Source organism: Aquirufa salirivi, assembly GCF_045310485.1.
GTDB lineage: Bacteria > Bacteroidota > Bacteroidia > Cytophagales > Spirosomataceae > Aquirufa > Aquirufa salirivi.
This window is the reverse complement of record NZ_JBEWZH010000006.1, coordinates 160437-174400: the sequence shown is the minus strand read 5'-3', so window position 1 is coordinate 174400 and position 13964 is coordinate 160437. Positions and strand designations below refer to the sequence as shown.

The window sequence follows — 13964 nt, the reverse complement described above, 5'->3', positions numbered from 1 at the left end:
ACCAACATGAACAAAGCTTTTCTAATTTCAGGTATCTCATTTACAATTATTTTCATCTTGTTTGCCTATTGGCAATTGAATGACCCTGATCCAATCTTATGGGTACCCGTTTACTTGATTCCATCCTATACTGCTTTCCGAGCAATAACAGGTAAAGTAAACTCCGAATTGATGGTGGTACTATTTATACTTTCGGGAGTGGCTGGGCTTCAAACTTGGGTAGAAATGACCGCTTGGGAAGGTTTCATCACCGATGGATTGAGTATGAAAACCATGAATCAAGAATTAGCCCGTGAGGCAGTTGGATTATGGATTACCACATTTTCATTTGCGACATTTTATTTTCTTGATAAAAAATACAATTAATACATGCTTGATTTAGGATTTGTTTCAGCTATACTTCCCAATAAAACCTTGTGGGAGGTATTGGATTTTGCTCATCTACAACAATTTGCTTGTGTAGAAATCATGTGTTGGCCAACGAGCAATGTAGATACTCGTCGATACGCGGGTGTAAGTCATATCGCGGTAGATAAGCTTTCCCACGAGGATTTATTGGCCCTTAAAGCGCAATTAGCGCTTCATCCAGTTAAGATTTCAGCCTTGGGATATTATCCCAACCCCATGGATCCCAATGAAGAGAAGGCATTGTATTATCGGGAACATATCAAAAAAATTATCAAAGCTGCTGCTGTTTTAGGAATAGGCACAGTTAATACCTTTGTTGGTCGAGATTATACCAAAAACGTAGCCTATAACATTGACAAGTTTACCGAAGTTTGGCCAGAGATAATTGCCTTGGCTGATTCATTGGATATTAAAATTGGTATCGAAAACTGCCCCATGTTCTTTACAGATGATGAGTGGCCTGGTGGAAAAAATCTCATGACGACACCTAAAATTTGGGACCAATTATTTAGCATCATTCCATCTAAAAACTTTGGATTAAATTATGACCCTTCCCACATGGTCTTCCAGATGATGGATTATACTTATCCTATCTATCATTATGCGGAAAAATTGCATCATGTACACTTAAAGGATGTCAAGGTTTATCCGGAAAAATTGAATCGAGTTGGAATATTGGCCAATCCATTGGAATATCATTCTCCTAAAATTCCAGGTTTAGGCGATATTCATTGGGGCAAATTCATTTCGGCCTTAAATGATGTAAGATATCGCGGTCCGATCGTCATTGAAGTGGAAGATAAGGCCTATGAAGGATCTGATGAAGATATTGAAATGGCCATATTAAGTGCGAGAAATCATATTAAGCAGTATTTGCCTTAATGGAGGATAGGATGCCGAGGATTTAAATCCTCGGACATTTATCAAAAAAAAATTGAATTGGTTTCACTATTCAAAGCCGAGGATTTAAATCCTCGGAAATATATCAAAGAAAATTGAATCAAAATTTTATTGGTTTCACAAGACAAAAGCCGAGGATTTAAATCCTCGGCTCGTACAACGGAAATAATCCTCTATTGATTGACATGTTTTTCAAACAAAAAGCCAAGGATTTAAATCCTCGGCTCGTACACCGGAAATATCCATCTATTGATTGACATGTTTTTCAAACAAAAAGCCAAGGATTTAAATCCTCGGCTCGTACACCGGAAATATCCATCTATTGGTTGACATGTTTTTACATCAAAAAGCCGAGGATTTAAATCCTCGGCTTCTTCAAATTAACTCATTTTATACCGAAATCTATTTTTTCACCGGCTTAACAAATATCGCTGCTTCTAAAGTTGGGTTAATTTCAATCGATGTGGTATCCACTTGCATGGTTCCCCCACCCATTGGATTAGCTGTTTCCATAGAAAAAGGAAAATACAAACCATCTACAGCTTTATAATTAGAAAATTTCAATTCCGTATCAACTGCCTGTCCTCCAAGATTCACCTTGGCTGCAAATTTCAGAATTAAATAGGTACTTGCTGATAAATAAACCGTACCTACGTCTCCATCCTTCTTGGTAATTTGACATACAAAAACATCAGCTCCATCCAACTTCTCTTTATTGACCAAGTCGATTTTACTACCTTCCATTTTAGCTGTCAATAATAAAGAACCCACAGACTCTTGGTTTTTACTCACTTTAACCATTTCCTTAGGCATGTCTTCTGGCTCACCTGAACCACCCATCATTTGAGGACGAATCCACCAGCCATTTTCACCCTCCACCACTTGCACCATTTTATTACCCATGACTTCGATATCAGAACGAAATGCCTTACCCACTAAAATGGAGGATTTGGATTGTATCTCCATTCCTTGAATGGTAAACTTGGTGTTTTGAACCACAGACTTAACTTTACTCCACTTTTCGGCACCACCCATGACCTCTAGGTGTTTGGCTAAAATTTCATCAACAGTTTGAGCGGTAAGAACAAATGAACTACTACAGAAAGCTATAAAAGCCAATAAATAAACGATTTTTCTCATGATTAGGGATTTATATGAATTCGAAATTATAGGAATTAGGTAGAACTTAAAAATCATTCATCCTTAGAATCCACCAATTATCAATTAAATCCTTTTTCGGGAGGAAATGGAAGACAATACGATGGCTAAACCAATAAATACGAGAATTCCTGCAATGAAAAATGCTGCTCCAGGAAATTGAATTGGAGCGGCAGATGAAGTAAAATAAGCAAACAAATTAGACGCCACTAAAGGTCCTAAAATGGTCGTGATGGATTGTAAACTTGTTAATCCACCCTGCAACTCTCCTTGTGCATCTGGACCTACTTGCTGAGTAATCATACTTTGTAAGGCAGGCCCGGCTATTCCTCCTAACCCAAAAGGAACCATAAATACATACATCATCCAGGATTTTGATGCATAGGCAAACAAGAAAAAACCTAGTCCATACATCATTAATCCGTATAAAATAGCTCTTTTATCCCCCAATTTTGGCATGATAAAACGAGATAATCCCCCTTGAACGATGGCAACGATAGCACCGACAAAAGCCAAGGAATACCCCACTTCTGTAGGTGTCCAAGAGAATACTTTCATGGTAAAATAGGACCAAGTACTTGGATGTGCTTGACCCGCTAATTGTAAACAGAAATAGCCTCCAACTAATCCCGAAATCAAGGGATAGCGCGTAAAGATTTTCAAAGAACCTAATGGATTTGCACGTCTGATATCAAATTTTCTACGGTTTTCTTTGGCCAAGGATTCTGGTAAAACAAAATATCCGTACATGGCATTCAACAAAGTCAATATGGCTGAAGCATAAAAGGGTACTGCCACACCATAACTACCTAAAAAGCCTCCCACAGCAGGTCCAATAATAAATCCTATTCCAAAAGCTGCCCCCACCATACCGAAATTCTTGGCACGATCCTCTGGCTTAGAAATATCAGCAATGTAAGCTTGGGCTGTGGTAAAGCTTGCCCCAGTTATTCCAGAAAAAATGCGGGCTAAGAACAACCAAATCAAATCGGGTGCCAAGGCCGAAATCAAATAGTTTAAACTAAAGCCTAATAAGGAAATTAATATAATGGGCCTTCGTCCAAATTGGTCAGATAAACCTCCTAAAACCGGTGAAAACAAAAACTGCATGATAGCATAAGATGCCATCATCCAGCCCGAATATTGGGAAGCTGAACTTAAATCTCCACCTGTAAAACTTGAAATTAAGGTTGGCATAATAGGCACTATCAAGCCTATTCCCAAAACATCGATAACCAATGTAATGAAAATGAATAACATACTTGCCGAACCATTTTTACGAGCCATTTTTTACTAATTGAGGCATTTACACAAACTTATAGTTGATGGTATCGCGTAAAAAATCTCGACTGATAGTACCGCATTGCAATGGACTTTTCGCTTTATCTGGGACGCTATCCAATTCAACAATGGCCCATCCTTTAAACTTGATTTTTCGAATATTGGTAAAAATTCCTTTCATATCCACCACCCCTTGACCTAACTCCACAAATTTGTAGGAAGCTGGATTAGTTTCTTGCCCTTTGATTGGACTCTCTACATCCTTAATGTGAAACGAATGAATGATCTTCTTATATTTCAAAACAGCATCAGCTGGCTTGCCTCCACCTTGATGATAATGAGCCACATCTAATAATAAACGTAAATATGCTGGATTCATATGCTTAACCAAAGTGTCTACTTCTTCAGGCGTCTCTCCAAACTGATTCATATGATTATGGTAAGTCGCTTGAACACCCACTTCTTGGGTTCTTCGGCCAATTTCATTCATCACCTCAGCTAATTTCAATAAATCCTCTTGACTAGGGACCTCGCCTTTCTTACGTAAACTATTCGTTAACTGTATGGAATCCCCACCTAAAGCTTTGACAAACTTGGCATGATTTACATGTTGCTCAATCGAAGCAGGAACTTTAGCTGGATCAATCTCCACATTCCCACTAGAGAACATCACTAATTGAAGCTTAGAAGCATCCAATAAAGCCTTTAATTCCTGAGGATTATCTTTGTATTTGGTATAAGAATTGGCTCTCAACTGAATCCCTTTAAATCCCAATGAAGCTATATCCAAAATGGCTTGATCATCTTTTCCTCCCCAAGTAATGGCAGAATAACCCATTTTGAAGGACGAATTTGCCGCTGAAGCAGGAAAAGAAGCCATCATGGCTAATAAAGAACTTTGCTGGAGAAACTCCCGACGCTTAATCATAGTTGTAGGTTTATAAAGTAAAGGTAAGGTTTTGTATATTCTACTTAACAGCTAATCGCAAGAAATCGGCTAATTCACTTAAATGGTCTGTTCCAATATAATCCACTCCTAAATCATATAAAGTTTGATAACCCAGCAAACTATCAGGTGTAGCCCATAAGCGTAATTTCCTGCCTTGAGTATGTACTCGGTCTACATAAGCTTTCAATTTCTCTTTCAATTCAGGACTCATGGGACCTTGACCACTCCATGCGCCAAATTTGTATAAGGATTCACTTTCTAATACTATGCGATTCCCTAAGCCTGCTGGATATATTTCTGTAGACCGACCATCAAATGTGATCCAAGTAGGATACAAGACATAATTCTTAATCGCTGGCCGGTTGCCTGATATCACAATTCTTAGTCCTCTTTGAATAAACAAATCTTTATGAGGTTCCAAGGCCTTTATTAAAACTGGTAAAGTAGAATCCGCACTTGTTTTAAAATCAATGAGAAACTGATGAAAATTACCTTGTTTATTTTCCGACAAAACCTTCACAATGGGATCAATGTACAAAGTCTTTAGCGTTCTATCTGCTTTGACATCTTTCACATCATGAGCCACCAGCAATTCCCCTTTGATGGAATAAACATCTGCTTCAATAGAGCCAAAGCCTAGGTTAAATGCTTCATAGAATGGCTTTGTATGCTCATAATCATTGTGAGCATGTGCTTTCAGCAAGGCTTTTTGTGCCCATAAATTACAGGAAACAAAGTATAATAAAATACCAAAAAATACTTTCATCTTACTTCTTTAAATAATCCCCTGAACTAATTAGCGTATTGGCTTGGGTAGGTCTGTTGTACAAATAAGCATAACTTTCTACTGCCTGTCCATTCAATTGGACCTGAACTTTGGTTCTAACAAACAAACTCTTATCAGGCTTATCGGCATCAAACTCCTCATACTCATCTAAGACACTCAGGAGTTTAATTGTATTCGATAATAAATACAACTCCCCGATTACATGATCTTTCTGATCATCAGAAGCTATAATACCTGGATAATCCGCTACTTGATACATACGACCTTGGTAAGTAGCCATACCTACATAATCAGAATTCCGAGCCAATAAACGATGTAAGTCATTACCACAATCACGACGAAGCGTACCATATACAAATAAGTATTCCTCCACATTAGGTTCTGGTAATTTAGCCTCCTCTAAGGTTAATACTAAATCATCTTGCTCTACTACGGTTCCCTCATGTAATACAACATTACCAATGATCCCTTCAAAAGGTGCTGAAACAATGGATTCCATTTTCATGGCTTCAATGACATACAAAGGTGCATTTTTCTTAACCTCTTCTCCTGGTTTCACCAAAATACGGCTAAGTCGACCTTGCAATGGCGCCCCAATATCTCCTTTTTGAGAAGCCTTCACATGTTGTGGGCGTTCTACCTTAATGTTTTTATCTAATACCTTGATTCTACGAGCCTGACCGTTCAATTCAAAAGTCACATTGCGCAAGCCTGATTCATCAGGTTCAGACATGTGCAAGAACTTCACGATGATCGTTTTTCCTGGCTCAATGGTAATCATGATTTCCTCATCTTGTTTTAAGCCATAGAAGAAAGCAGGTGTTGGCATGGCCGTTAGATCGCCAAAAATTTGGTGATTCTTGTAGTAATCCTCATATACTTTCGGATACATCATGTACGACAAATAGTCATAGAACCCACCTTCATTATCTGGGAATTTCGCTTGAAAAGCCGCAAAATCCTTATCGAAGTCAATGGGAGCCAAATGGTCGTTCGGTCTTCCTTCCATTGGGGTCTCTCCTTTTAAGATAATTTCCTGTAATTGTTTAGGGAATCCTTGATAAGGCTGACCTAGTCCTCCTTTGAAGAAATCTTTTACTGATTCCGGGAAAGAAAGGGTTGCTCCTTTGGCATAAACATCTTCCGCAGTTAAAGAATTGGCTGTCATAAAAATAGCCATATCTCCTACTACTTTGGAAGAAGGTGTAACTTTAACAATATCGCCAAACAACTTATTCGCTTCCGTATAATTGTCTTTCAATAATTCAAACTTATCCCCTACACCTAAAGCCACAGCCTGTCCACGCAAGTTAGTATACTGTCCACCTGGAATCTCATTATCATATACCTCAGCAGTACCGGCTTTTAGTTCTGATTCAAATGGTGTATACCAAGTTCTAACTGCTTCCCAATAGTTGGAATATTTGTTCATCTCATCCAAATCCAGCAAATCTTGGTTGGCTTGACCTTGCATCATAGCAACTAATGAATTTAAATTCGGCTGTGAAGTAAGACCTGACATAGCAGCTAATGCTCCATCAACAACATCCACTCCTGCTTCAATCGCCTTTAAATAGGTGGCAGATTGAATGGAAGCCGTATCATGCGTGTGCAAATGGATAGGAATATCCACTGCTTTTTTAAGTTCTTTAACTAATAACTCTGCTTGGAAAGGTCTCAATAAACCTGCCATATCTTTTATGGCCAACATGTGAGCTCCTTCATCTTCCAATTGACGAGCTAAATCCAAGTAATATTGTAAATTATACTTCTCGTTGGTGAACACATCGCCCGTATAGCAAATAGCAGCTTCGGCAATACCTGGCGTTCTTTCACGCACGGCACGAATAGACACTTTCATCGCCTCCACCCAGTTCAAAGAATCAAAAATCCTAAAAACATCGATACCTGCTTCTGAAGATTTCTCCACAAACTTCTCAATCAAATTATCAGGATAAGCCGAATATCCTACGGCATTAGACCCGCGGAACAACATCTGAAGGAGCATGTTAGGCATAGCCTGACGGAATTCTTGCAAACGCTTCCAAGGTGATTCCTGTAAGAATCGCATAGCTACGTCGAAGGTAGCTCCCCCCCAAACTTCCATGGAAAATAATTGAGGAAAAGATTTGGCAAAGCCAGATGCTACAGCCAACATATCTTGTGTTCTAACACGCGTCGCTAATAAAGACTGATGTCCATCTCGGAACGTCGTGTCTGTAAACAAAACCTGTTTTGTTTCACGAATATGCTTCGCAAATTTCTCGGGTCCCAATTCCATCAATAACTGCTTGTTGCCTTTTGGAAATTCCGACAAGGCATCCGAGTAAGGAATAATGGGTGGTCTGAAACTCGCCGTAGGTTTAACCTTTACGTCAGGGTTTCCGTTGACAATTACCTCTCCTAAATAACGTAAGGCTTTGGTAGAACGGTCTCTGGTTGGGGTAAACTTAAATAATTCAGGATGTGTATCAATGAATTGAACAGTACACTGCCCATTTTGAAAGATTGGATGAGAAATCACATTTCTTAAAAAAGGAATGTTGGTTTTCACCCCACGAATACGAAACTCTGTTAATGCACGATTTAAACGTTCGGCAGCACCCAATAAAGTACGGCCTTTGGCAGAAACCTTCACCAACATGGAATCAAAATATGGAGATATTTTTACTCCAGGATAAGAAGATCCTTCATCTAAACGGATACCAAAACCTGCTGCATTACGGTAGGCAATGATGGTTCCAAAATCAGGCTTGAAGCCATTCGTTGGATCCTCGGTCGTAATACGACACTGGATAGCGAATCCTCTTAATGGAATATCTTCCTGCGACAGTATATAAATACCCGGATCTGAAAGTTTGTAATTTTGGGCAATTAATATCTGAGTACGAACAATGTCTATTCCAGTAACCTCTTCTGTAATCGTGTGCTCTACTTGAACACGAGGGTTAACTTCAATGAAATAGATATTCTCATCACGGTCTACTAAAAACTCAACCGTACCTGCATTGTAGTAATTGACTGCTTTACCGATGGACAAAGCATATTGGTATAATTTCTTTTTTGTTTCATCTTTAAGACCAAAAGAAGGAGCTATTTCAACCACTTTTTGGAATCGACGCTGAACAGAGCAATCACGTTCATATAAGTGTACCAAATTTCCATGTTGGTCACCTAATAACTGTACCTCTATATGTTTAGGCTGATCAATGAATTTTTCAATAAATATTGTTTCATCACCAAAGGCATTCTTAGCCTCATTACGTGCCTCACTGTATGCCTTTTCTAAATCTTCTTCCAGTCGAACCACCCGCATACCACGTCCACCTCCACCTGCTGCCGCTTTCACCATCACAGGAAAGCCGATACGTTTGGCTTCGGACAAAGCCAAAGAATAATCAGATAAATCTCCTTTGGAATCTTGAATCATGGGAACATTGGCCTTCATAGCTGCTACTTTCGCTGCTACCTTATCACCTAAGGCATTCATCGCCTCAGGTGAAGGACCTACAAAGACAATTCCTTCTTCCCTACATCTGCGAGCTAAATTGACATTCTCTGATAAAAATCCATATCCCGGATGTATCGCATCAATATTTTTACTTTTACACAAGGCAATCAATCCCTCGTAATCTAAATATGGTTTTAAAGGCTCATCGTCCTTACCAATTTGATAAGCTTCATCCGCTTTATAACGGTGTAAAGAATATCGATCTTCAAAGGTATAAACAGCGACGGTCCGAATCCCCAACTCGGAAGCAGCACGCATGATACGAATAGCGATTTCACCACGATTGGCGATAAGGAGACTAGAAATTTTTCTTACGTATGACTTTGGCATTATCTTCAATTATTGCATTCTAACAAAAATGCTAAAATAATTGGCATTTTTGCATTTATTGACCCATTTTATTTGCCAAATATTAAAAATTTACAATAATTGTAGGGTTCGTTACCAATTTGGCGGTAGATTATTTTTTGAAAAAGGGACCATAAAAAAAATCAAGTTCTCTTCCCTCGAAATTTCTTAACTTGCAGGCTGAATTTTTGAAGCATGAACACAAATAAACCTTTGATTGGTATTAGCCTAGGTGATTATAATGGCATAGGTCCAGAGATCATTTTAAAAGCATTGGGTAGCCCAAGAATTTTGAAATGGTGTACCCCTGTCATTTATGGTTCCAAAAAGGTCTTGGATTTTTATCGTCAAAAATTAGAACTGAAAGATTGGTCCATTAAAATCATAGATAATTTAAATCAGGTTCAAGAGGGTCAGAGTTATTTAATGACGGCTTGGGACGACAAGGACACGGTGGTTGAACCGGGCAAAGTAACACCAGAAGCAGGAAAAGCGGCTTTTGATTGTTTAGAATTGGCTATCAAAGATTTAGATCGCGGTTCGTTGTCTGCTTTAGTGACTGCACCAATTAACAAACACAACATCCAATCGGAGGAATTCTCCTTCCCTGGACATACAGAATATTTAACTGAACGTTTTGATGCCAAATCATCCTTGATGATGATGGTGAGTGACAACCTGCGCATGGGAGTTGCTACGGGACATATGCCTTTGCAAGAAGTAAGTAATGCCCTGAATGCTGCATTGCTGAAAGATAAAATCAACTTGTTTTTAAAGAGTTTAAAGGAAGATTTCTCCATCGATAAGCCCAAATTAGCTGTTTTAGGACTAAACCCACATGCTGGAGAATCAGGCTTATTAGGAAAAGAGGAATTAGAAATCATTCAACCCGTCATCGATGAGTTTAGGAGCAAAGGGAATTTAGTGTTTGGTCCCTATCCTGCAGATGGTTTTTTTGGTAAAGCACAATTCAAAGAATTTGACGGCGTTTTAGGGATGTATCATGACCAAGGATTGATTCCATTCAAATACATTGCTTTTGATACAGGTGTCAACTTCACAGCGGGACTTCCTATCATTAGAACATCCCCTGATCATGGAACTGCGTATGATATTGCAGGTAAAAATGAAGCAGACCCAAGTTCTTTCATGCATGCCATCTTTTTGGCACTCGATTTAGTAAAAAACAGAATGCAAGCATAAGATGTCCGCCCAAGTCCTAATCATTGATGAAGTACATGAATCCATGCCACAAGGCTTGGAGGCTATGCATTTTTCTGTGGTGGATGGAAGTACTTGGAGTAAAGAGGAAATCATCCAGCAAATTCCAATATTTGAAGGTTTGGTGGTTCGGAGTAAACTCAAAATAGATGCTTCATTTCTAGCAAAAGCCCATTCCCTTCGATTTATCGCCCGAGCTGGCGCAGGTTTGGATTTGATTGATTTAGAAGCGGCGAGCCAGAGAAATATCGAAGTATTTGCCGCAAATGAAGGAAATAAAGAAGCTGTGGCCGAACATGTCATTGGTCAATTGTTAAGCTTAGCTCATCGTTTGCATAAATCCGACAGAGAAGTGCGACAAGGTATTTGGGATAGAGAAGGAAATAGAGGTTGGGAGATTTCTGGTAAAACCATTGGCATCATTGGTTATGGCCACATGGGGCAATCGGTAGCCAGTCGATTGAGCTCCTTTGGATCAACCATTTTAGCTTATGACAAATACCAGCCTGTTAGTCAATATAGTGCCGAAATGCTTGATATTTTCAATCAGGCCGATATCGTTTCATTGCATATTCCTTTAACAGACGAAACGCGTGGCATGGTCAACGAACAATGGCTTTCTCAATTTAAAAAGCCTATTGTATTCATTAATAGTTCACGTGGCGCTATAAGCCCATTGCCTGCTTTATTAATAGGATTAGAAAAGGGGCAAATTCAAGGATTGATTCTCGATGTGTTGCCCAATGAAAAAATCATCACCTGGTCAGAAGAAGATAAAGCACTCTTTAACAAAATCAGTTCGTTTCCTGCTACCCTATTCAGTCCACACGTAGCTGGATGGACAAACGAAAGTTACCGCAAAATCAATGAGGTACTTCTTGCCAAAATTAAAGCCTTTTATACTGCATGAATTACCCAGAAGGATTAGCCGACAAAATTGGCTTTAGCCATGTTCAGGCCGATATCAAAGCGGCATGTCTCAGCCAGATGGGAGTAGAATTTGCGGAGAAAATGCGCTTTTCGAACCGATTCCCTTTGGTGAAACAATGGGTAAATCAAGTGCATGAAATGAAGCAATTGATGGCTGAGCGTGGAGGTGAATGGCCACAAGTAGATTACTATGATTTACGTCCATGGCTCGCCCCCTTAACATTGGAAGGCAATTACTTATCAGCCGACCAATGGAGAGATTGGCAAAGAGGATTAGAAGTACTATATCAATGCATTCGCTTCTTTCATTTATTAGATGCTGAAAGCTACCCAGAATTACATCAATTAACCCGTCAGTATTCCCAGAAAATTGCTGAAATATCCGATCAAGATTACATGCAATTATTGCCTGTACTTCAGGAATTAGGGCGAGTATTTGATGCCAATGGGCAAATTAAAGAAAATGCTTCTTCCGAATTGGGTGAGATCCGTCGGAAAAAAAATGCGGAAGAGCAAGGTCTGAGAAAGAAGTTGGATAGCTTATTGAATCAAGCTCAACAACAAGGCTGGATTTCCAAGGATTTCTCCTTGACGCTTCGGAATGGACGGATGGTGATTCCTTTAGCCGCCGAACATAAACGTAAAATTAAAGGCTTTGTCCAAGATGAATCCGACACTGGTAAAACGGTCTTTCTAGAACCAGCCGATGCCCTAACGGCCAATAATGAAATTAAATCATTGGAGTCCGCTGAAAAAAGAGAGATCATTCAAATACTTTCACGTTTGTCGGACCGAGTTAGACCCATGGTGCCTATGCTGGCTCAATGGTTACAGTGGTTAGGATTGATTGATTTTATACGTGCCAAAGCCATGTGGGCACAAGAACATCGTGCCATTTTACCTCATCTACAAGAGATCCCCAATTTAGATTGGCGAAATGCCCGTCATCCATTGTTAGAACAATCTTTGGAGAAAATAGGCAAGAAAATCAAGCCATTGTCGATTCATTTGGACGAAAAAAAGCGCCTCATGGTGGTTTCTGGCCCGAATGCAGGAGGTAAATCAGTGACACTAAGTACAGTTGGACTGTTACAATACCTATACCAATCGGGATGTTTGGTTCCTATTGAAGAAGGTTCTAGCATGGGTTTCTTTCAGCAAATTTTCCTAGATATGGGGGATGAACAGAATTTAGAAAATGAACTAAGTACCTATAGTTCTCACTTGAGTAATATGCGCTACTTCCTTCAACATGCCAATACTAAAACCTTGGTTTTGGTGGATGAATTTGGAACAGGTACAGAACCATCCTTGGGAGGAGCTATTGCCGAGGCTATTCTGGAGAAATTGGCAGATAAAGGTTGCTATGGTGCCATCAATACACACTTTGGTAATCTAAAAAGTTTAGCCGATCGCAAAGAAGGATTGTTCAATGCCGCTATGCGCTATGATACCGCCCATTTGGAACCCATGTTTATACTCGATATGGGAAAACCGGGTAGTTCATTCGCCTTTGAAATTGCCCAAAAAATAGGTTTACCATCAAGTATCATAGAAAATGCCCGGAAAAAATTGGGCAAAAAGCAGGTCGATTTTGATAAATTATTATTAGAAACTGAAACTGAAAAGCAGATTTGGCAAAGTAAAAACAATAGCCTTAGTCTTCAAAATGAACAAGTAGATGCCATCAAGCAACAGTATGAGCACTTGAAAAATCATTTGCAAGATGAGCAAAAAAACATCATTAATAAGGCCAAAGCTGAAGCCAAGCAATTGGTCAAAGAAGCCAATCAACGGATTGAGCAAACCATTCGAGAAATCAAAGAAAAGGCGGCAGGCAAGGAAGCAACCAAAGTAATTCGAGAAAAGTTGGATGATTTTGCGCAAAAATCACTGATTGAAGCCCCCGTAAAACCAAAACCCTCTTCGAATCCTGTGGTCAAGGTCATTAGCGGTCCCATTACCGTAGGTGATTGGGTGGCGATTCAAGATGGGGGAAGTGAACCCACCGTAGGACAAGTGTTGGAAATCAAAGGAAAAGATGCTTTACTGGCATTGGGTTCCATTAGCTCAACGATCAAGTTAAAGCGCTTACAAAAAGTACTAGCGCCTAAATCGGAGAAAACAAAAACTTCTCCATTAAAAGGCATTGACATCAATGATCGGATGGCGCAATTTAGCTTAACGCTAGATTTACGAGGTAAAAGAGGTGAGGAAGTCTGGGTAACTTTGGACCAATACATCAATGATGTGCTATTATTAGGAGCTCCCGAAGTGCGCATATTGCATGGCAAAGGAGATGGTATTTTACGGAGTTTGGTCAGAGAACAATTAAAACGCTACGCTCAAATTAAGCAGGTTCAAGATGAGCATGCTGACCGTGGAGGTGCTGGTATCAGTGTCATTACCATGAAATAGCCGAAAATCTTCCTTCATTCATGCCTCGATTAATAAAAAAATACTGACCTTTG

Annotated in this window: 10 protein-coding genes; 5 read left to right on the top strand and 5 right to left on the bottom strand. The window is 39.4% G+C overall.

Annotated elements, in window-relative coordinates; all coding sequences use genetic code 11:
* The first annotated feature begins 6 nt into the window (after positions 1–6).
* Together U0R11_RS09695 and U0R11_RS09690 are read left to right on the top strand one after the other, a co-directional pair.
* On the top strand, positions 7–366 hold the full coding sequence (locus tag U0R11_RS09695) for a transmembrane 220 family protein (protein ID WP_406751502.1): 360 nt from the start codon (positions 7–9) through the stop codon (positions 364–366).
* 3 nt (positions 367–369) lie between these two features.
* Entirely contained in the window at positions 370–1290 is a 921-nt protein-coding gene (locus U0R11_RS09690) for a sugar phosphate isomerase/epimerase family protein (RefSeq protein ID WP_406751501.1), read from the top strand.
* Positions 1291–1710: 420 nt separating this feature from the next.
* Here U0R11_RS09690 and U0R11_RS09685 read toward each other — a convergent pair whose 3' ends face one another.
* The 5 genes from U0R11_RS09685 to U0R11_RS09665 all read right to left on the bottom strand — a co-directional run bounded on the left by U0R11_RS09685 (position 1711) and on the right by U0R11_RS09665 (position 9324).
* Positions 1711–2448, bottom strand: coding sequence for a LolA-like protein (locus U0R11_RS09685; RefSeq protein WP_406751500.1), 738 nt, complete (start codon positions 2446–2448; stop codon positions 1711–1713).
* An 84-nt stretch (positions 2449–2532) separates the two neighbouring features.
* Positions 2533–3753: a TCR/Tet family MFS transporter gene (locus U0R11_RS09680; RefSeq protein WP_406751499.1), complete on the bottom strand. Its 1221-nt coding sequence runs from the start codon at positions 3751–3753 to the stop codon at positions 2533–2535.
* A 19-nt stretch (positions 3754–3772) separates the two neighbouring features.
* On the bottom strand, positions 3773–4675 hold the full coding sequence (locus U0R11_RS09675; protein ID WP_406751498.1) for a sugar phosphate isomerase/epimerase family protein: 903 nt from the start codon (positions 4673–4675) through the stop codon (positions 3773–3775).
* Between the two features lie 40 nt (positions 4676–4715).
* Positions 4716–5462 (bottom strand): PI-PLC domain-containing protein, encoded by a 747-nt coding sequence (locus U0R11_RS09670; RefSeq protein ID WP_406751497.1) that lies wholly within the window; start codon positions 5460–5462, stop codon positions 4716–4718.
* Position 5463: 1 nt separating this feature from the next.
* Complete coding sequence (locus U0R11_RS09665) at positions 5464–9324, bottom strand: pyruvate carboxylase (RefSeq protein WP_406751496.1); 3861 nt, start codon at positions 9322–9324, stop codon at positions 5464–5466.
* Positions 9325–9537: 213 nt separating this feature from the next.
* Here U0R11_RS09665 and pdxA point away from each other — a divergent pair, with 213 nt between their 5' ends.
* From pdxA to U0R11_RS09650, 3 genes are read left to right on the top strand one after another with little or no spacing between them, the layout of a single operon-like run.
* A complete protein-coding gene (pdxA, locus tag U0R11_RS09660) occupies positions 9538–10545 on the top strand; it encodes a 4-hydroxythreonine-4-phosphate dehydrogenase PdxA (RefSeq protein WP_406751495.1) in 1008 nt (335 codons plus the stop codon).
* A gap of 1 nt (position 10546) precedes the next feature.
* Positions 10547–11473 carry an NAD(P)-dependent oxidoreductase gene (locus U0R11_RS09655; RefSeq protein ID WP_406751494.1) on the top strand — a complete coding sequence of 309 codons (927 nt, stop codon included), beginning with the start codon at positions 10547–10549 and terminating at the stop codon, positions 11471–11473.
* Positions 11470–13911: an endonuclease MutS2 gene (locus U0R11_RS09650; protein WP_406751493.1), complete on the top strand. Its 2442-nt coding sequence runs from the start codon at positions 11470–11472 to the stop codon at positions 13909–13911. Before U0R11_RS09655 ends, U0R11_RS09650 begins: the two co-directional genes overlap by 4 nt.
* The last annotated feature ends 53 nt before the right edge of the window (positions 13912–13964 follow it).